This window comes from Proteiniphilum acetatigenes DSM 18083 (assembly GCF_000380985.1).
Classification (GTDB): Bacteria; Bacteroidota; Bacteroidia; order Bacteroidales; family Dysgonomonadaceae; genus Proteiniphilum; species Proteiniphilum acetatigenes.
Genome location: NZ_KB905692.1, coordinates 405,168 through 426,211 on the forward strand (window position 1 = coordinate 405,168; position 21,044 = coordinate 426,211).

The following is a 21,044-nucleotide window of genomic DNA, read 5'->3' on the forward strand; positions in this document are numbered from 1 at the left end:
TATCGTTATCCCTGTTATTGAAACTGTCTGAAAAACGGGAACTAAAATAGAAGTTCCTAAGAACGTGTGCAACTATTTTACGGATATATTCATGTTTGATTGTATTTATTAAGATTTTGAAACATCCACTTGTCAATGTATATATACTGTACAATACCTCCTCAACCTTTTTTTACCCAATCTACCAAATTAAAGGATCAATTCTCCTATAAAATAAGGTTGCCCAAAATCAAATCGTTATTCAGACAACCTTATTCATACTTATATTACCGGTGTTATCAAATTTTCACCAACCCGGATTTTGCACCAATCCCGGAGTTCTTCTTAATTCATCCGTCATTATCGGGAACAGGTAATGTCTTGGCGTTTCGAATACACGGCCTTCCTGGATTTCAAATCGTTGCATTCTATATTTTTTACCGTTCACTTCTATTTTCCCATTCTCATCTTCAACGGGTCTCATTCCATGAGACCAACGTTGTGTTTTAGGATACGGCCAGCTATCGGCATTCACATACGCATTTTCAAGTGCGATTTCGGCCGGATCATCGGGCTCGAGGTATAACCGTGTATGCCAGATACGATGGTTTTCATAGAATAATTCAACACGACGCTCCCTTTGTATATATTCGTTCATCAACTCTTTGTCCGTTCTTGCGGCCGGTGGAATGGGAGCCATAAAAGAACGTGCGCGTATCTCATTCAGTATATCGTATATCTCTTCATTGGGACCGGTTGTCTCATTTACAGCTTCACAATAGATATACATTATTTCGGGGAGCCGCCAGATAGCCGGGCCATTGATTATATGTCCACCATCGCCTCTGGTCCATCCATCCTTGTAAAATTTACGTAAATAATAACCGGTATGCGATGCGTTACCAAGATAGCTTCCGCTGACAGCGTCATTTCCTTCAGCGGTATTCAATGTTGCACCCCGATAAACAGAACCGTGGTAACGGATATCCCGGTAAAAACGGGGATCCCGCCGGACGCTTTCATACGGATTCTCATCATCGTATCCGTCCGAGACGGCTCTGTCGGCATATATAGGATACCCATACCCATCCGGAGCAATATATTCATATTCATCTACTTGTTGCTGAAGAGGTCGCTGTCTTGCATGCCCGCCTTGCGACGGAGGCAACACATCTCCCGACCAACCGGTATCCTTATCTCTCGTCACAAACCATACCCATTCGCTTTGTATGGCATCCATATCAAAGAACATATTCCATAAACGCCGGTAGACTTTACTATTGTTGGTATTATCGTTGTTAAGATCACCGAAATCGTTCACATCATGTTTTGAATATAAAGAATAACGTAACCCTCCGCTGTTATCTTTGGCTTCCATCACCGCTTTTGCTGCCGTTTTAGCTGCTTCCCATCTACTTGCGTCATACCCGTATTCATCTTTGTATAACCGTGTATCGTTCGGGAAATTACCTCCGTTATACATAGGTGTGGCAGCAATCCACCTTGCCATCGCTTTCAATCCGAGACAGGCTCCTTGGTCTACACGACCAAAATCCTGTCCTCCGTTAAAGGCTGCAACCCTGGCGTATGCCTCATCGGCATCGGCGCAAATACGTTCCACTATTTCATGTGCCGATAATTGAGTGAATGACATATCATCATCTGGATTTATCACATGATCCACATAGGGAACTTCACCATAAGCACGCAATAACAGAAAGTGAAGATACCCACGCAGGAAATACGTTTCCCCCACTCTTTTCACAATATCTCCTTCCCGCCCCATTTGCGGATTGTCAGGCGTGTTGTATTTTTCCACGCCTTCCAGTATAATATTTGCTTTACGTATCTTGGTATACAGATCCCACCAATATTGGCCTACACTACTGCGATCAGGCATCCCCTGAGAGGGGCCGTAATTACCGATATGAAACTGGTGCGGGATGGCCGCTTCATGACTACTGGCACTGGCTTCGTCCGTAATAGCAGCAGTCCCAAAGTGGTTGAAATATATGAGAGGTCTGTTTGCCAACTTGCTATCCCGGTAAAGATCTGTTACCAACTGATTGACGTAATCAAAACGGGTAAAGACTTCCTGTTCGTTTACTTTATCATCCGGCATTCTATCTAAATAATCATCACATCCCATGAATAAGAGAGATATAGATGCTATTAATCCGGCAAATAACTTTATCTTGTTCATCATTTTTTATCTGTATTAATAAGTTATATCTATTCCAAAATTGAAAATACGTTGTACGGGGTACCAGGAACCGTCACCGCTTCTTGTTTCGGGATCAACGTCAACTTCTTTAAGATTATCCAATGTAAGCAGATTCATTCCCTGCATATAAACTCTTACTGTTTGTAATCCGGCGAATCGGATGGCTTTCCCCGGTAAAGAGTATCCGATTTCAAAATTTTTCAATCGCAGGTACGATGCATCATATAAGAACAAACTACTTTGCCCGTTTTTATTGTTATTATTTGCACCGATAGTAAGACGCGGATAAGTAGCCGCATCCTTCGTCCCTTCCGTCCATCGGTTAAGATGCATGGGTTTTACTTTACCTGTCTGATCTTGTTCGTATGCCGGAAAATCCCATACGGCCGCACCGTTCAAAAGCACACTGCTGTTCGTCGCCCCCTGAAAAAGGACACTCAGGTCAAATCCTTTGTATTGTATTCCCAAAGGGATCCCGAATTGTATTTCCGGAGTCCTTGGGTATCCCATATTCATGCGGTCTCCTTCATCATCGATCCTTCCATCACCGTTCAGATCCTTATATACCACATCACCGGGATAGAGCCTGCCCCACGGTTGAAATCCGTTTCCACTGTTCATGGCATTCAAACGATCAGCATCTTCCTGATCATAGACAAAACGGTCGAATACATACACAAAATGTTCATCAATTCGTTTACCGGTATTTCTCCGGTATTCCTCATCATAAGGAATTTCATTCATAAACTTTATTTTGTTGCGTGCAAAAGTGAAATTAGGCCGGATATAGTATCTTATATCTCTTCCGATACGTCCGTTCCATCCTATTTCAAAATCAATACCACGGTTTTCCACAATCCCTGAATTGATAAAGGGAGCGTCTTTTCCCACAATATCAGGAAATCCCAGTTTATCTCCTCCGCTTAAGCTGGTGATGATATCATACCGATACTCATTGAAATAATCAATAGAGAAGTTCAAACGCTGCCCAAAAAGTGAAGCATCGATACCGATATTCAATTTCCGGGCCTTCTCCCATGTAAGGTTCGGATTGGCAAAATTACCTTCCCGTAACCCACTGAGTCCGCTGCCAAACTCGTTGATCCCAAAACTGTATCCGCTTCCGCCTACGTAAAATTGCAGGTAAGCAAAGCGATCATCATTGGAGTCCGATATTTTATCACTTCCCACCAGACCGTATGATCCCCTTATTTTCAAGTTGTCCAGCCAATTTTTCGTACCATCCATAAACGGTTCTTCGGAGATAACCCATCCCAATGAACCGGCGGGGAACGTCCCGTACCGTTTACCGGGAGCAAAATTTTCTGAGCCGTTATACCCGATATTGAATTCCGCCAGGTATTTGTTCTCAAATGCATAGGTCATCCGTCCCGTTATACCTTGATAACGGTATTCCACCCTGTTGTCATAACTACGTGTTGAGCGGTTAAATAAAACCAGACCCGACACATCATGCTGTCCTCCGAACTGACGCAGATATTCCAGTTTCAACTGATAATAGGTCTTACTCTGCGCAGCATTATGGCTTAAACTGTTCCCTATTGTCTCATCAGTATTATACCAGGGATTACCTAATACATACCGCCCGTCATAATAGGTATTATTCATATAGAACGCCCCGTGATTGCCTTCTGCAGGCTGAAAGGTGGCATACCGACCATAACTTGCATAACCGTCGGCACGTGTTTCAAGCACCCTTCTGATCCAACGTCCCTCTTCGGCATCATAAGAGAAGATCCCCTCTATTTTTAAACCTTCGGTAATAAAATCGAGCTTATGTCCTAATGCAAAAGAACCGTTCAAAAAAGTTTTCTTTTCGTTCAAATAACCGGTACGCGATAACTCACCCAATATATTGTAGCGATGTAAAAAATCACCATATAGCAGGCCATACGGATTATTTAAGACATAGGACTCATTTTCCGGATGTCCGTTATCAGGCAGGGTTATAGGCAGATAGGGAGGTTGAGTATTGGCAATGGCTACCACTCTCGAAGCTGTGGTTCCGGGTGCGTTCCTGTCCGTAATACGCGCGCCAAGATCTACTTTCACATAAAAATCTTTCGTAATATCCACATCTACATTAGCACGGAAATTATAGCGTTTGAATACCGCCTGCGTATCGTATTGTGTTAAATTCGTATGTTTATAATTACCGCTCTGCTCATAGTAATTCCCCATCACAAAATAACGCGCCTGATTGGAGCCTCCCCTGACAGAAAGGCTATAGTCCTGCTGGATTCCCGGTTTAAAAGCATAATCGAAATAATCCCAGTTATATCCCAGGCCATCCGAATTATCTCCCTTTGCATTCCTGAAGTTTTCTATGGATTGCTCTGAAAACAGAGTAAGAGAGGAGGGATCGGTATTCGGATTACTGTTTATCATCGCTTCATTGTAAAGTGTCGCATAATCGGCCGAACCCAAATATTGAGGGAATTTCACGGGATGATTCGTACCCACGGATGCTTTAAAATTCACCGTGGCTTTTTCCTGGGCCTGTCCCCGCTTTGTCGTTACAATAATAACACCATTTGCGCCTCTGATACCATAAGCGGCAGTAGCAGAAGCATCTTTGAGTATTGTAAAAGTCTCTATCTCTTCCGCAGACAGATAACTCATATCCCGCTCAACACCATCAACGATCACAATAGGAGATTTATCTCCGTATGTTCCCATACCCCGGATATTGACATCGGCCACATCTACTCCCGGCTCTCCTCCGCTGAATTGATTGACCATTAATCCCGGCATACGCCCTGCCAAAGCGTTATTGATGTTTGCAGTGGGACTTTGCTTAAGATCTTTAGTGGTTATAGTCGCCACCGAACCGGTGATGGTTGCTTTCCTTTGTGTGGTATATCCGACAACCACCACCTCTTCCAATGCTTTGCTGTCTTCTACTAATTGTACGGTTATATGATCCCTTCCTCCAAGCGCTACTTCCTGCGGCTGAAAACCTACAAAAGAAAATACCAGCGTAGCATTCGCATAAGGAACTTCGAGCCTGAAATTACCGTCAATATCCGTAATGGCTCCCGCATCGATTCCTTTCACCCGTATATTAACACCGGGAAGAGGATCTCCCAAATAATCAGTGACGATCCCGGTCACGACTGGCCCCGATTGACGTATGGCTGCTATATTTTCCTGCTTTTTAACCAAAAGAATATTTTTCCCTTCTATTTTTGATTCAATATCCGTGTTGAAAAAAATATCCTTCAGTACCTTATCAATAGACTCATTATTAGCACGCACTGAAACTTTCCTATTGGTACTGATCTCATCGGAACTGTAAACAAATAAATAATCTGTCTGCTTTTCTATTTCTGTCAATACATCTATAACAGGCTTGTTATTAATCGTTAAACTCACCTTTACATCCTGAGAATTTGCACTCAGAGAATACGTGAATAAAGTAAATATAAGAAGTACCGAGACACGTATATTATGTGTATAGAGTCCTCTCATGTTCTTAAGAATGTTCACTCTTTTCCTACTAATATGTTCCATTATTCATTAAATTGATTTTAGATTATTAATAATTAGTCGTTTTACTCATGTTCTTAAATTTTGATAAAATATCTCTTATTCCATAGGCCTTCATTTAATTATAATTGTTTTATCTTCCTGATGCATTTCGTATGAGAATGTATTTTGGATCTGAAGTACATTCAAAATGTGCTCAACTCCATCCTGAATACGGAATTTTCCGGTATATTTTTTATGTTTTTCAACGCTGTCTTCCTCTATTATGAATTTGGTATCAAAGTATTGCTCTAATACCGGTAGGATTTCATAAATAGATTTATTATCAATAAAAAGAATTCCTTCCCGCCACAAAAATTCATCTTTATTAAAAGAGGTTATATTCAGTTCACTGTCTTTTCCGATAGCCCGCTCATTCGGTTTTAAATACAGGTCTTCCGACGTTTGTACCGATCTGACCATCACACTTCCTTCCAATAGAGATGTCTCAAAAAGCTGTAATCCCTCATAAGCACGGACATTGAATTCCGTCCCAAGCACCTCTATACTATATTGTTGTGTTTCAACTTTGAACGGACGACCGGAATCGTGAGCCACCTCGAAATATCCTTCACCGGAAAGCCACACAACTCTTTCTGTATCGATAAAGCGAGAAGGAAAAATAAGAGTCGATTTAGAATTAAGCCAGACTTTTGTACCGTCATCCAACACCAACTCGGCATATTGTCCGGTGGGTACACTCATCTCCTGCATCCCGGCATCGGATTGTCCGACTATCCATTCAATATCGCTGTCCGATACCTGTTGATAAAAATAAAATAAAGCCATAGCCAGTATGCATGCTGCCGTAATACGTATAAAAATGCTGACATTCCGTTTTTGAACTTTTTTCCGTACAACTGGCGCAGAGGTTGCATCATCCCGCCATATGGCAATATCATGCAATCGTCTTAACGCTTTGAATTTCTGCTCATTTTTATCTGACTGCCTGATCCATTCAAAAACATCTCTGTTTTCTATTCGATTGGTATCTCCTTCGAGATATTTTTTTAATAAATCGTCCATCTCTCGCAAAAGCAAGTTAAATTACCGTCGTTGTAATAGATGACGTATTACATCCCGGCAACCCTAAACAAAAAATCTGTTTTTTTTAAAAAAGAAAAAGGAAATAAAACAAAGGAAGGTAATCTTTCAAGTTCTCACGAAATAGATTCAAGGCTTTGGTAATATGGTATTCAACACTTTTCACACTGATATTTAGCGCCGCGGCAATCTCTTTATTGGAATAATTCTCATAGCGACTCAATACAAAAACCCTACGGGTTTGCGGGGACAACTGTTCCAGTGTTGTATCAATAATACTCTGAATTTCTTTAGAGAAGATCAGACTGGGGTCACATTCCTGTAAAGTGGATATACGGTAATTCAGTTCCTCATAATCCGCAGTGGAATAATCTACATGTGCTTTATCCCTGACAGCTTTTTTACGCAGATAATCCAACGATTGGTTTTTCAATAAAGTCAATAAATAAGCAGGAATACTCTCAATCTCTTCTTTCTGCAATTTCTCATATAATTTCATCAACGCTTCGGAGGCGATATCTTCCGCTACATATTTGTCCTGAACATAGGATTTGGTAAACAAAAAGGATTTTTTATAATAAGCACTGTATAACTCAGCAAATCTATCCGATGGAAATATTTTTTTCATTTGAATTACCCCCAACCTATCTTATACTTCCAGGAAATTCTCGATCCATTTCTTATATAGACAAATCTCTTTTATATTGCCACTACAAGAACCGTATCTTACAAAAGTAAAACAAATATTCCTTTTTCTAAAAAACGATGCTGTATATCTTTTATTTTAACAAATTCAGAATAACTACTGTAGGTATAAAGACCATACTTTGCTATGCAGATAAAAAAATAACGTGGCTTTATTCCGCCACGTTATTTTTTATTCAGATTGTCCTGGCTAATTGCTTTATGTTTTCAAAACATTTTATTCATAACCGGGATTCTGCACCAGATTCGGATTAGCAGCCAACTGGGTATGAGGAACGGGATAGATTTCCCGATTCGGATCGTTCGTCGGTTCATGATCCCACCAGCTACCGGTCGTGAATTTACCGAAACGGATAATATCCGTGCGGCGTTTTCCTTCGAAAATAAATTCCCTGCCGCGTTCGGCCAGCAACTCATCCATGGTCAAGGTAGAGGTTGTATATTGTGCCTCTGCCCAATCTTCGTCTGTGAATGCTCTCTTTCTGGAAGCATTCACCAGATCCACGGCTTCCTGTGTGGCCACGCCGTTGTTCTTCCGCATCAATGCTTCTGCTTTATTAAAGTAAATCTCCGTCAACCGGTAAATTATATAGTGATTTTCGCGATAGTCCTCATCATCTATCGTTCCACTCTTATATTTATGAAACCGGGCTCCGCTGTTCTCTTCTCCCTGATCCATTCCTCCTTCGCTGGTAAGGTCGCCCTGACTTTCCCGACGAATAGAATTTACATAAATCAGCGGCTGCCCGTTATACTCTTCCGTTCCTAAGATCGGAGTATCTGTACCATATTCATATTGAGGGCCGAACAAGAACCACTCTTCCTTACGCAGATCATTATCCTGATAAGCATCGAATGCCGACGGGATCACCACAAAGGCATTGTTCCCGGAATAACCGACATTAAGCGCACGGCTCATGTTGGAATATCCCATAAAAAATCCACCCCAATCGAATGTAAATCCGCCTAAACGACTAAATGCGAACTGGAACAATGCCTCACTTGCATTCTGATTGGTATTGGAAAATGTTTCCAACAGGTCAGATGCCAGTTCAGGAGTACCATTAATACCTCCTGCTTCCCCACTGATAATTTTGTCACAAGCAGCAATACATTCGTCATACATAGGTTCTCCGATAAAGTACTCTGCATTCAGGTATAACTCCGCAAGCATAGCATATCCGGCGGTTTGCGATACACGCCCTATCAACTCTTCCGAATAGGGGAGAAGATTAGGCACATGTGCCTCCAGTTCCGTCTTAATGAAATCAAACACTTCGGCTTTCGATTGCGTAGGCGGATTTATCGGTTCCGCTACGGCTGTGATAATAGGCACGTTGCCCCATAGCTCCATGATCTTCATATAATGAAAAGCACGCAACACATATAATTCGGACAAAATGGCGATCATTTCTTCTTCGGAAATATCCAATGCTTCATAATCCACCTCCTCCAGGTCCATAATTGCAGCATTCACATAACCAACCCCTGTCCACATCAGGGTCCATGCCGTACGCATACGTCCTTCATTGGCTGTCCATGTATGGTAGTGCTGACGGAAATGGTCTCCGCCATCGTATCCATGACGCCCTTTCTGCGGCCATGCCAGCTGATCAGCCGACAATTCTGCATGATAATAATATCCGTTCTGACCGGTGGGCGCCAGCCAGGCCTGCATATGTGTAAACGGCCTCAAAGCGGCTTGCAGCACTTCCAACCTGTTATTATAGAAATTCGACTCATGCAATTCACTGTAGACATTCTCATCCAGATCGGTACAACTATTCATTCCGGCCATGAGTATCGCTGCCAAAATGAGAGCAGATATATGATATATTTTATTTTTCATATGACTAAAATATTTATTTTCAATGGTGTCATATGGAACTCGCATTAGTCATGATCTTGTGTGATAATGATTATCATGCTCGTTTCATATGATTAATACTTTTTATTTTCTATTCCATTAGATTTTTTACAGTTAAAATCCAATATTCAATCCAACAGACCATGAGCGTGTGCGGGGATAATAGTCCCGGGCATCCACACCGGGCTCAAATCCTGTATCCTGCAATTCAGGATCCGACCCACTGTATCCTGTAATGGTAAACAGGTTTTTTCCTGTCACGTAAACCCGTAAATTCCGGATATAGGAGGTATTCAATGGGACATTATATCCCAACGTCAGATTGTCGAGCTTCACAAAATCTCCCTTTTCAAGATAATAGTCTGAGTATTGAGGATCATCATCTAATTGATCATGTTTCGTAACAGCACTCTTGAACAGGTTATTCGGCAGCCATTTTTTATTCCCGAAATATAGTTCCTTCAAATTCAGGATATCAAAACCGAATTTACCCCGGAACATAAACGTCAGGTCAAAATTTTTATATGTAAAGGTGTTCGTGAGTGATGCCTGAAATTTCGGGACACCGTTCCCGATAACAGTCAGGTCGTCATCACTCATTTCAGTGGCTGTTCCGGTCGATCCGTCCTGTTTATAGAACAGCCATTTTCCGTCTTCCGTAAATCCGGCAAAACGCTTGCCGTAGAAATTCCCGACCGAACCGCCTTCTTCCAGACGGAATGCATCTCCTAAGTTACCCGGGGAAGGAAGTCCGTAGAACGAGAGCCAATTAGCCTCATACAGATCACTGGAAAGTTTCGTCAACCGGTTACTTTGGGTATTTGCCGTAAAATCAATATTCCAATTGAAATTATTCTGTTGTAGGGGTATAGCAGAGATCTGAAACTCGATCCCCGAATTCCTTAATGTTCCCACATTGGTATATATCAGATCACGTACATACGGTGGTTGTTGTGCGTTATAATTGTATAACAGATCCTTTGTATTCCTGTTATATACATCGATGGAACCGCTGATCCTCCTTTCCAGGACAGCGAAGTCTACTCCAAAATTCAATTCGGCTTTCTGCTCCCAGCGAAGGTCCGGATTCGGGTTGCGGGCGGCACCGTAGGTTTGATAATATACGCCATTCTGAGGATATACTCCCCCGGTGCCCAAAGTAACCAATGACTGATAATTGGGAATTCCCTGATTACCCGTAATGCCGTATCCGACACGGAATTTGAGTTCATCCACAAAATCCACACCGTCCATAAATTCTTCTTCGCTGATGGTCCATCCGGCCGACACAGCCGGGAAATTACCCCATTTGTGATTCGCCCCGAAGCGGGAGGAGCCTTCCCGTCGCAGAATTCCCTGCAGGTAATACTTATCCGCGAGAGAGTAATTCACACGGCCAAAAAAGGCGACCAGTGTATTATCCTGCTTTTCGCTACCCATTCCCGGACGCGGCAAACTGGTGTCATTGATCGCGCTTCCCGCACCGAGATTCCAGTCCAGAAAAGCATCTGTAGTAAAACCACTATTGTTTACATTAAAATTTTCAAATGTTTCATATTGATAACTGTAACCTGCCATGGCCGTAATCGTATGTATATCGTTGAATGTTTTCCGATAGTCGGTTGTCGCTTCAAAAGTTTTTGTCCAGGCCAGATGATTCGATTTGGAAGCATATCCCATTCCCTGATACTCCGTTCCCACACGATTATCCCAATCTTCCGAGGAACGATAAAAACGGTCATTGTAAGTATTACGTAAATAAGAACCGAAGGCGGAAACCGACCAGTCGTTCGTCAACTGCAGTTGCAGGCTGAGATCGGCAGAGGTTGTTTGCTGGTTTCTCTCGGAAATACGATTAGCCAGACGGGACAACGGGTTGTAATTATTAAATGCTTCTGTTTCAAAAAAACTACCGTCTTCATTATACAAAGGGGCTGTTGGATTCCGTTGAATAGCCTGTTCGAAATCACCGCTTGCTCCACCCAGCATATTAGCCTTATTGACGTTCGTGGCAAGATTCAACGACATCGTCAACAAGTCCTGCAACCCCTTCTGGTTAATATTGATACGCCCTCCGAACTGTTCACGGGAATTTTCTTTGGCAATACCTTCGAGGTTACTGTAAAAAACCGAGGCACGGTAATTGGTATTCTGCGTACCTCCCGACGCGGAGAAGTTATGATAATGACTCAGATTATTTTTATTGATCAGCTCATCAAATAAATCGGTCGATGCACCAAAATCCTGATCGGCATCGATTACTCCCTGACTGATCAGGTCGCGGAAATCCGTAGCGCTCAAAATACCCGGCTTATCACTCACCCTGTCATGTTGCAGATAGGTCGAATAGTTGAATTGCGGTTCCCCTGCCTGTCCTTTTTTCGTGGTGATAAGAATAACTCCCGCATTGGCCCGCGTACCGTAAATAGCGGCGGCAGAACCATCCTTTAAGACATTGAACGATTCAATATCATCCTGCTGCAACAGATCCAGATTACCTCCCGGTACACCGTCAATCACAATTAACGGAGTTCTTGTCCCGGTAAGGGATGTAACTCCCCGTAGCTGGATATCTACGCCGGAATTGGGGTTAGCTCCCTGCGTCCGGGTCATATTCAATCCGGCCACTTTTCCCTGGATCAGATCCAGAGGACTGCGCGTACCTCCCGGGTTGAAATCACGGGCACTCACTGTTTTTATGGCAGACGTTACTTCTCGCCTGTCCATCGTGCCATATCCGACTACCACCACTTCGTCCAGCAGTTCCGTATCTTCCGACATGGTTATCTGAATGTTAGTCTGACTGTTTATGGCTACTTCCTGCGATTCCATCCCTACATAAGAGATCTCCAATATTCCATCCGGCGCTACATCATTGAGTGTAAAATTACCATCCATATCGGTAACAGTACCATTGGCAGTTCCCTGTGCCTGAATAGTCACCCCGATCAGCGGTTCTCCACTTGTATCAGTTACCGTCCCGGTAACGGTAATATTCTGTGCAAACATACATAAGGAAAATGTCCACAAAAATGTAAACAAAATTCCTTTTACTAAATTGGAATTTAGTCTTTTCATACGATTAAAATTTTTGATTCTCAGTTTTTAGATTAATAAATTGGCTGATCTTGTTTATTCAAGTCCATCCATGCTCATCTTTTTTCTTTTTTACTTTTTCTCCCCAACCTGGTTCCGTATTGTATAGGGACTGTTTTTTACAATACGGTTGCGCATCATATCATCACTGTGGTGCTGATAACAACTGAACGAAAAGTCCAGATTTGTTAAATTCTTCTTGATTCATATATCTTCTCTTAAATTTTACTAACTTTACCATGTAGTAGGTGTAGTAATTTTTGAATCACTGCAAATATAGATGATAATTTTCAACAAACAAGGAATAACGAAGATAATTTTACCTAAATGAAGAGCATTTTATATAGAATCCAGCAAATTGCCGATTATGAAAATATAAAAATAACGGCTCTGGAGAGAAAAATAGGAGCCAGTAAGGGCGTTTTATCACGAGCCATTAACAATGGCACCGATATACAAGCGAAATGGATTCAACTGATAGTTGAAAATTATCCCCGATATAATACAGAGTGGCTGATCACGGGAAGAGGTGAAATGTTAAGATCAGCACCTCTCCGGGAAGAAGAAATATCAGATAAAACAGTCAACAGGTTAATAGAGGAGATAAAACAACTGGTTACAGAGAATACAATGCTGAAAATAGAGAATAAAACGTTAATGGATCAAAATGACCAATTGATAGAAAAACTCAATAGCGGGAGTACACTCTATAATTTCCCAAGTATTACCAAGCCATAACTCCCGCAATGACAATCTCAAGTGCCATCAAGTCCTTCTACCTATAAGTAAGACGGTGTAAGAATAAAATTATTTATCAAAGAAAATCACGCCTCTTTTTCAATAAACTGAATAGGCAATTTTTTCCGGAATCCTTCTTTAAAACAGATCAATGTCTCGGTTCTTGACAAACCAAGAGGTTGTAACTCGGTGTGGATGATGCGCAACAGATCTTTGTTGTTTTTCGCGAACACTTTGATTAAAACATCATATTGCCCGGTAGTATAATAACACTCCACCACTTCAGGTATTTTTTCCAATTCTTTTACAACATATTCAAAAGTCGAGGGAGAAGTAAGGAATATCCCCACATAAGCGCAGGTCTCATAACCGATCTTTTCGGCATCCAGAAGGAACTCCGAGCCTTTGATCACTCCTAATCCGGTAAGTTTTTGTACCCGTTGATGGATAGCCGCACCCGAAACACCACATGCCCGTGCTACCTCCAGAAAAGGGATACGTGCATTATCCACTATCATCCTGAGGATTTTTTCATCCAGTTCGTCTAATTCATGATGTGCCATAGATCGTTTTAAATTGAATATTATTAGTGTAATTGATGTATTACCAGTCCCGAGCGCAATTTCGGTTCAAACCAGGTAGTTTTGGGAGGCATGATATTACCCGTATCGGCAATATCCATTAACTGTTTCATTGAAACAGGATATAAAGCGATGGCAAGCGCCATTTCCCCGGTGTCTACCCGTTTCTTCAGTTCTCCCAGGCCACGGATACCGCCCACGAAGTCGATCCGTTTATCACTACGAAGATCTTTGATACCCAATATCTCATCCAGTATCAGGTTGGAAGTAATGGTCACGTCGAGTTGACCGATAGGGTCATTATCGTCGTATGTACCGGGTTTTGCGGTTACGCTAAATGAGCGTCCGTCAAGATAAATAGAAAATTGATGGAGGTTTTTCGGTCTCTGTATCTCCGATCCGGTAGGCTCCACAACGAAGTTTTTCTCTAATTTTTTTATGAATTCATCAGGAGTGAGTCCATTGAGATCTTTCACCACCCGGTTATAATCAATAATGGTAAGTTGACTATCGGGGAAGCAAACCGCCATAAAATAATTGTACTCCTCATCACCTATGTGGTTGGGATTGTTCTTTGCTTTCTCGGCGCCCACCAGCGCTGCAGCGGCAGAACGATGATGACCGTCGGCAATATACATTGCCGGAACGGCTTCGAATATCTCCGTGACCCTGCGGATAGTTTCCTCATCCGGTATCAACCAGAAGTGATGCCCTACCCCGTCAGCTGAAACGAAATCATATTCAGGTTCACGGACCGTAACTTTATCCACGATCTCATTCAAATCCTTATTGTCAGGATAGGCAAAGAAAACAGGTTCCATATTAGCATCGGTCACCCGCACATGCTTCATGCGGTCCTCTTCCTTATCGCGACGAGTCAACTCATGTTTCTTGATTTTCCCGGTCATGTAATCCTCTACATAAGCTCCCACCACCAAGCCGTACTGGGTTTTGCCATTCATTGTCTGTGCATATACATAATACATCTCTTTATTATCCTGCACGAGCCATCCGTTATCCCGGAACAGTTTCAGATTTTCGGCGGCTTTTTCATATACATCTGCATCATGCTCGTCCTTTCCTACGGGGAAATCGATCTCCGGTTTGATGATACGATACAGTGATTTCTCATTTCCCTCGGCCTCTTTACGGGCCTCTTCTGAATTCAGTACATCATAGGGACGTGATGCCACCTCTTTTACCAGTGATTTCGGCGGGCGAATACCCTTAAAAGGTTTTACTTTCATCTTAGGTTTATTCTTAAAAGATTATTGCGCAAATATAGTGAAAACCGGGAGAGAAGCCAAACTTACTTGAATGTTTTCGATAAGCGAGCACAGAGGTAAAACTTGTTTTGGATATGTCGAGCGTAGAAAACAACTAACTTGTTGAGCTTGCCTAAGGCGCATCTTATATTCTACAAATATAATGAAAGCCGAAGGGTAAGCCAAGCTTGCTTGAGCTTGCCTAAGGCGCATCTTATATTCTACAAATATAGCTATTTTCTCCCGAATAAAGGAACAACACAAAGCCATTTAAGAAAAAACCGTTACATTTGTCATGGAGAAACAGGTGTACGACACAAACAGGTTTAATTCCTGCATAATAAGCTTCTCGCACAACAATTAAACAAGGGTCACATGATACAGATTCACGAAAACAAACTTATTGAGGCTGCTGAAAAAGGGATGGACGAATTTCTGAAAGTATTTACCGATGCTTATCTTGAAGTGTTGGACGGGGAGATCACAGCAGAAAATATGGATCGTCTGAACGGGTATCAGCACACACTGCTGGCACTTCGTTTCTTTACCGAAGAAGTGAATGAAGGCGGATTCGTACAACTCATCCAGAATGGCTACGGAGGGTATATCTTCGATAATCCGGTCGCAAAAGCATTGAAACAGATGGACGCAAAAGGATTTTCAAAGATACTCTATAAGGCCAAAGAAATATACGACGCCCATCGTACGGAACTGGAACGGGAAACGACGGAGGAAGAATTCATGGCGATGTATACCGACTTTGAACAGTTCGATGAATTGGAGGAAAAGTTCTTCTATATAGAAGAGGAAGAGATCTCCATTATCGCGCAATATGTGGATGAGAATCTGGAAGATTTTGCGGAGATCGTAAAATAACCTATTTTGCAAAAACGAGTGAAACATTCATCCGGTAAATACCAACAACAATAAAACAAATCCAAAAAATTCCACCTGCTGCCACAAGAGGTTGCCTGAAATTATAAATCTGACAGGTCACTTCATATTGGCCTGGCCTGAAGCAACGTTGTTCTGGTAAAGCACTATTCGCTTCTTATAGCGCTTCGAAAGTTCTATCTTCATTCCAATAGTAAACACGCTTTGCTCTTTATCACCTAAAGCATTTTTCCCAAACGACACTCTTTGCTCACTATATATATGAATAAATTCTATGGGCTGATATACCACTCCTGCAATTAAATCGCTTTTCCCAAACCCGGTATTAACAGGATATTGTCCGGAAATAGTTGTAATACCATCTGTGTCGGGAACGTATAAATTATAACCTGCCAAAAAGGCAAATTTAGATAGCTTATACTTTCCGAAGACCTCCAGTCCTTTGGCATTGAATACTACTGTTGGGTTCAATCCTCCTGATACCGGGTCATAATAATACCCTTGTGTAAAATCACCATTTTTCTGTAATACGCCTACAATACTAAAATCTACTTTCTTGCCAATATACTTAGTTCCCAAAGAGATATAAGTGGGATGGCCTGAAAGTCCTAATATTTTCCCGCTGCTTAAAAGGTTTTCGCTAAGAAAGGCCCGGTTATACGCCGCTCCTACATAAAAGTCTTTCCTGATCTCCCCCTGAACCGATAAACCAAATCCATCTATAAATCTGTCATTATTTCCTCCTCTTGCCTGAAACTGGGTACCAACATGCAGAGGTCCCATTTGGTTTCGGTAGACAATGGATTGGTCTGCCCGTCCTGTCCCGTTCGCGCCGCCGTCAGTTCCTCCTATAAAAGTAGCAGAGGCTCTTGCTCCAAAGACATTAAACCTGTCCGTATAAGATGTTATATCACGGTAGACGCTCCATTGTTTCCCGATTGTAAGGGAGCCATATTTATCAAAGTCCACTCCTAAATAGCCCAATCGGTTTCCAAAAACCTGTTGCTTTTGTTCAGATTGGATAATCAAAAATCCACCTGAAAGATTCCCGTCAGCATTGAAAGATGAACCGCCTCTGAACATATTTACCTGAACCTCTGCTCCTGCAATAAAAGTCAGCCTCTCTTTTCTAATACCCAGGTCTATCCCGATTCTGGATGCATTTTCCTGAACTTCCATTTCACGGTCATACACAGCCAGATGTCCCCGTAAGCCGGCATAAGGCCGTACAGATATTTCTATGGAATCCTTGATATCCTGAGTGTATACCATCCCCATCGCCGGGCAAAGAAAAAACGCTACATATATCGTTAAACAAGGCCATTTAAGCATAATAATCTGATTTCGGTTTCTCACTTACTACTTCTGTTTTGCCTGGCTGCCGGTAATTGGGAATCCATAACATAGCAAAGACTAAATCGAGAAAACTATATTTTTTCATTTCAGATAAGATTCTTAAGATTCATAATTGTCGTATATCCTATACCACAAACTTATATAAAAAAGTCGATATTTTATACACGAATCAGTGGCTTTGACATCTACAAAGATAGCATATCCATGTGTATCATGGATGGACAAGGTAAAATAAGATCAATATTAATAAAAAAAACAAGTCAGTACAAAATTGCACCAACTCGCTTTATGATTATTCGGCTATATATAAGCCCTTTAGATTTCGTCGGGGTGGCGGGATTCGAACTCGCGACCCCCTGCTCCCAAAGCAGGTACACTAACCGGACTGTGCTACACCCCGAAATCGGATGCAAAAGTACAACTATTTTCCGATTATATAAAGAACTATCCGGTTTTTTTGCTTTACCGCATGATTCACGCGAGAATTGTGTAAATTTGCAGTCCAATATATCAAACGATAATATCTTATGTACAGAAGCAACACATGCGGCGAACTCCGGTTGGCCGACGTAGAGAAAGAGGTGACTTTAGCCGGCTGGGTATCCAAAATCCGTAAGATGGGGGGGATGACCTTTATTGACCTGCGTGACCGGTATGGCATCACACAGTTGTCATTCAACCAGGAACTGAATCATGATCTCTGCGATCAGGCCAATAAACTGGGACGTGAGTGGGTGATCCAGATTACTGGTACCGTCAAGGAACGCAGTAGCAAGAACCCTCATATTCCTACCGGGGACATCGAGATCATCGTCTCGACTCTGACTGTACTAAATGCTTCCAAAACACCTCCCTTCACTATCGAGACCGATACCGACGGAGGGGATGAATTACGGATGAAATACCGTTACCTGGATCTGCGTCGTAATGTGATAAGGCAGAACCTGGAACTACGTCATAAGATGGCTTTCGAGACACGCCGGTACCTCGACGAGAGAGGATTCCTGGAAGTGGAAACACCGGTACTGATCGGGTCCACCCCCGAAGGAGCACGCGACTTTATTGTTCCTTCCCGCATGAATCCGGGTGAATTCTACGCGCTGCCGCAATCTCCACAATTGTTCAAGCAGTTGCTGATGGTATCGGGATTCGACCGCTATTTCCAGATCGTGAAATGCTTCCGTGACGAAGACCTGAGAGCCGACCGTCAGCCGGAATTCACCCAGATCGACTGTGAAATGTCATTCGTCAACCAGGAAGATGTATTACAAACCTTTGAAGGATTGACAAAACACCTGTTCAAATCGATCAAAAACATCGAAATACCCGATTTTCCCCGTATAAGTTATGCTGACGCCATGCGGCTGTACGGGTCGGACAAACCGGATACCCGATTCGGAATGACATTTACGGAGATAAAAGATATTACCGTCGGGCGTGAATTCGGAGTATTTGATTCGGCAGAATATGTAGGTGCCATTTGTGCAAGGGGATGTGCTTCTTACACACGCAAGCAACTGGACGAATTGACCGATTTCGTAAAACGCCCCCAGATCGGAGCTAAAGGGTTGATCTACCTGCGATATAATGAAGACGGTTCGTTGAAATCGTCTGTCGACAAATTTTACAGTGAAGAGGATCTCAAAAAATGGGCAGAACGATGTGATGCCCAATCAGGCGACCTGATACTGATACTGGGCGGTGAAACCGAAAAGACACAAAAACAATTGTGTGAACTGCGATTAGAAATGGGAACACGCCTGGGATTGAGAGACAAAAACAACTATAAATGCCTGTGGGTAACAGATTTTCCATTATTGGAGAAAGATGAAGAGTTGAATCGCTTCTTCGCAAAGCATCATCCATTCACTTCTCCTAAACCGGAAGATATACCGCTGCTCGACACCGATCCCGGAGTTGTTCGTGCCAATGCCTACGATATGGTGATCAACGGTGTGGAAATAGGTGGCGGCTCCATCCGTATTCATGACAGCGGATTGCAAAAGAAGATGTTCTCCGTACTCGGTTTCACCGAGGAGCGGGCGCAGGAGCAATTCGGGTTTCTGATGAATGCATTCCAATACGGTGCTCCTCCGCACGGTGGAATTGCTTTCGGGCTGGACAGGTTTGTTTCTGTCTTTGCAGGACTGGATAGTATCCGCGATTGTATCGCTTTCCCGAAAAACAATGCCGGACGCGATATGATGATTGATGCGCCTTCCCGTGTAGAACAGGAACAACTGGATGAGCTGGGCATTGTACTGTCACAAAAAAAGCTGCCTTAAGCAGCTTTTTTTGGTTTAATCATCTTCGCATTAAAGGATATATCCTTCACTATAGGTTTTATTGAACAATCTGTTCGCATCTGCCTCGGGATCATCTACAAACTTCTCTGTTGCCGGATCCCATTTAACGGGACGCCCCAGGTCGTAGGCAATATTTCCCAATGTACAAACCGTACAGGAACGGTGTCCTATTTCCACAGGAACCACCGGATCGGTATTTGTTTTCACCGATTCAATGAAATTTACAAGATGTGGGATCTTTGTCTCATAAGCACCCTCTACGTTTTCCTCTACAGGTGGCAACAGGCTATCATCAGAAGCCTTATAATGACCTCTGGACACTTCGATCCAACCCTTATCACCCCAGAATTTAACACCTTTCGTCTGATTCTCGTCGAACGGTTCCTCGGTCATCACCACCCCGTTGGCATATTTGTAAGTCAGATATTTGGTATCCTCATACCCTGCCGGAATAATTTCGATCGGGCCGCTTCCGTCCATCCCAAGTCCCCATTGAGCGATATCGAACATATGTGCACCCCAATCAGTAGTAAAACCACCACCCAGCTCCTTATACCAGCGCCATGCGCCCCAGAACTGCTCATTCTGCTCGGGATCGAGCGAGATAGGAGGATTCAACTGAGAATTATAATGTACGTACTCTGACGGACCTAACCACAACGGCCAGTTCAGATCAGCCGGTACAGGCTCTTCAGGCAGGTCGTAAGGTGTAGGGGGAGCACCTACATAGGCATTCACCCGTTCAATTTTTCCGATTTTACCTTCCTGTACCATCTTCACTGCATGTTGGAAATTGGCATCGGAACGTTGCTGACTACCCACACCCAGGATCACCCCGTTGTCGCGGACAGCTTTCGTCAGCATTTGTCCCTCTTTGATGGTGAATGTCAACGGTTTCTCCAGATAAACGTTTTTCTTGGCGTTGCATGCTTCAATCGCCATAAATGCATGCCAATGGTCAGGTGTGGCAATTACCACAGCATCGATATCTGTGCGTGCAATCAGTTCTTTGTAGTTTTCATATACTTCTACGGCTACTTCCGACTGAATATCTGCATAGTATTTATTTACACGCTGCAGAAAACGTTCCCTCTTAATACCGTATACATCGCTTCCGGCAACCACTTGTACGTCCGGTATCCCAATAAAACCATTCAACAGATACATTGCCTGTTGTCCCAGGCCGATAAAACCCAGACGAATAATTCCATCATCGACCTCCGTACCCTTGTTTTGTTTACACGAGGCAAGGAACTGCGGGAAAACAGCGACTCCGACTGCACCTACAGCAGCTGTCTTAAGAAATTTCCTTCTTGTTAATTGATTACTCATGACTTTTAGATAATATGATAATAGTTCGATTTCATCAGACTATTTCTACACTCAACATAGTCAAAACAAGTTTTGCCTTTGTATTCGCTTACCGAAATAGTTGTTTTC

At 42.6% G+C, this 21,044-nt stretch carries 13 protein-coding genes and 1 tRNA gene; 3 read left to right on the top strand and 11 right to left on the bottom strand.

Features of this window, described 5'->3' with window-relative positions; translation table 11 throughout:
* Positions 1-286: 286 nt before the first annotated feature.
* From F597_RS0101395 to F597_RS0101420, 6 genes are all read right to left on the bottom strand, one after another.
* A complete protein-coding gene (locus F597_RS0101395; RefSeq protein ID WP_026327002.1) occupies positions 287-2,182 on the bottom strand; it encodes a RagB/SusD family nutrient uptake outer membrane protein in 1,896 nt (631 codons plus the stop codon).
* 15 nt (positions 2,183-2,197) lie between these two features.
* Positions 2,198-5,695, bottom strand: a complete 3,498-nt coding sequence (locus tag F597_RS0101400; RefSeq protein WP_019537920.1) for a TonB-dependent receptor — start codon at positions 5,693-5,695, stop codon at positions 2,198-2,200.
* Between the two features lie 132 nt (positions 5,696-5,827).
* Positions 5,828-6,778, bottom strand: coding sequence for a FecR family protein (locus F597_RS0101405; protein WP_019537921.1), 951 nt, complete (start codon positions 6,776-6,778; stop codon positions 5,828-5,830).
* A gap of 85 nt (positions 6,779-6,863) precedes the next feature.
* On the bottom strand, positions 6,864-7,424 hold the full coding sequence (locus tag F597_RS0101410; RefSeq protein ID WP_019537922.1) for an RNA polymerase sigma-70 factor: 561 nt from the start codon (positions 7,422-7,424) through the stop codon (positions 6,864-6,866).
* 294 nt (positions 7,425-7,718) lie between these two features.
* Positions 7,719-9,350, bottom strand: a complete 1,632-nt coding sequence (locus F597_RS0101415; RefSeq protein ID WP_019537923.1) for a RagB/SusD family nutrient uptake outer membrane protein — start codon at positions 9,348-9,350, stop codon at positions 7,719-7,721.
* A gap of 132 nt (positions 9,351-9,482) precedes the next feature.
* Positions 9,483-12,446 (bottom strand): SusC/RagA family TonB-linked outer membrane protein, encoded by a 2,964-nt coding sequence (locus F597_RS0101420; protein WP_019537924.1) that lies wholly within the window; start codon positions 12,444-12,446, stop codon positions 9,483-9,485.
* A gap of 345 nt (positions 12,447-12,791) precedes the next feature.
* Between F597_RS0101420 and F597_RS22775 the strand changes: the two genes are divergently transcribed.
* The gene (locus F597_RS22775) at positions 12,792-13,202 is read left to right on the top strand and encodes a hypothetical protein (RefSeq protein ID WP_019537925.1); all 411 of its coding nucleotides are present in this window, start codon (positions 12,792-12,794) and stop codon (positions 13,200-13,202) included.
* A gap of 86 nt (positions 13,203-13,288) precedes the next feature.
* Here F597_RS22775 and F597_RS0101430 read toward each other — a convergent pair whose 3' ends face one another.
* Positions 13,289-13,765 carry an Lrp/AsnC family transcriptional regulator gene (locus tag F597_RS0101430; RefSeq protein ID WP_019537926.1) on the bottom strand — a complete coding sequence of 159 codons (477 nt, stop codon included), beginning with the start codon at positions 13,763-13,765 and terminating at the stop codon, positions 13,289-13,291.
* 23 nt (positions 13,766-13,788) lie between these two features.
* A complete protein-coding gene (locus F597_RS0101435) occupies positions 13,789-15,030 on the bottom strand; it encodes a DUF1015 domain-containing protein (protein WP_019537927.1) in 1,242 nt (413 codons plus the stop codon).
* Positions 15,031-15,423: 393 nt separating this feature from the next.
* Here F597_RS0101435 and F597_RS0101440 point away from each other — a divergent pair, with 393 nt between their 5' ends.
* Complete coding sequence (locus tag F597_RS0101440) at positions 15,424-15,924, top strand: DMP19 family protein (protein ID WP_019537928.1); 501 nt, start codon at positions 15,424-15,426, stop codon at positions 15,922-15,924.
* A 117-nt stretch (positions 15,925-16,041) separates the two neighbouring features.
* On the opposite strand, the gene F597_RS0101445 is transcribed toward F597_RS0101440, so the two are convergent.
* Entirely contained in the window at positions 16,042-17,274 is a 1,233-nt protein-coding gene (locus tag F597_RS0101445) for a porin (RefSeq protein WP_019537929.1), read from the bottom strand.
* Positions 17,275-17,623: 349 nt separating this feature from the next.
* Positions 17,624-17,698: transfer RNA gene (locus tag F597_RS0101455), tRNA-Pro, on the bottom strand.
* 127 nt (positions 17,699-17,825) lie between these two features.
* On the opposite strand from F597_RS0101455, the gene aspS reads away from it, so the two are divergent.
* Positions 17,826-19,583, top strand: a complete 1,758-nt coding sequence (gene aspS / locus F597_RS0101460; protein WP_019537930.1) for an aspartate--tRNA ligase — start codon at positions 17,826-17,828, stop codon at positions 19,581-19,583.
* Positions 19,584-19,613: 30 nt separating this feature from the next.
* Here aspS and F597_RS0101465 read toward each other — a convergent pair whose 3' ends face one another.
* Positions 19,614-20,936 (bottom strand): Gfo/Idh/MocA family protein, encoded by a 1,323-nt coding sequence (locus F597_RS0101465; protein WP_019537931.1) that lies wholly within the window; start codon positions 20,934-20,936, stop codon positions 19,614-19,616.
* Between the last annotated feature and the right edge of the window lie 108 nt (positions 20,937-21,044).

Bases quoted from the DNA above. Each gene is read 5' to 3' on its own strand.
- F597_RS0101445 (WP_019537929.1), bottom strand. From the start codon at position 17,274: ATGCTTAAATGGCCTTGTTTAACGATATATGTAGCGTTTTTTCTTTGC.
- F597_RS0101465 (WP_019537931.1), bottom strand. From the start codon at position 20,936: ATGAGTAATCAATTAACAAGAAGGAAATTTCTTAAGACAGCTGCTGTA.
- F597_RS0101440 (WP_019537928.1), top strand. From the start codon at position 15,424: ATGATACAGATTCACGAAAACAAACTTATTGAGGCTGCTGAAAAAGGG.
- F597_RS0101430 (WP_019537926.1), bottom strand. From the start codon at position 13,765: ATGGCACATCATGAATTAGACGAACTGGATGAAAAAATCCTCAGGATG.
- F597_RS22775 (WP_019537925.1), top strand. From the start codon at position 12,792: ATGAAGAGCATTTTATATAGAATCCAGCAAATTGCCGATTATGAAAAT.
- F597_RS0101420 (WP_019537924.1), bottom strand. From the start codon at position 12,446: ATGAAAAGACTAAATTCCAATTTAGTAAAAGGAATTTTGTTTACATTT.
- F597_RS0101405 (WP_019537921.1), bottom strand. From the start codon at position 6,778: ATGGACGATTTATTAAAAAAATATCTCGAAGGAGATACCAATCGAATA.
- F597_RS0101410 (WP_019537922.1), bottom strand. From the start codon at position 7,424: ATGAAAAAAATATTTCCATCGGATAGATTTGCTGAGTTATACAGTGCT.
- aspS (WP_019537930.1), top strand. From the start codon at position 17,826: ATGTACAGAAGCAACACATGCGGCGAACTCCGGTTGGCCGACGTAGAG.
- F597_RS0101400 (WP_019537920.1), bottom strand. From the start codon at position 5,695: ATGAGAGGACTCTATACACATAATATACGTGTCTCGGTACTTCTTATA.
- F597_RS0101435 (WP_019537927.1), bottom strand. From the start codon at position 15,030: ATGAAAGTAAAACCTTTTAAGGGTATTCGCCCGCCGAAATCACTGGTA.
- F597_RS0101395 (WP_026327002.1), bottom strand. From the start codon at position 2,182: ATGAACAAGATAAAGTTATTTGCCGGATTAATAGCATCTATATCTCTC.
- F597_RS0101415 (WP_019537923.1), bottom strand. From the start codon at position 9,350: ATGAAAAATAAAATATATCATATATCTGCTCTCATTTTGGCAGCGATA.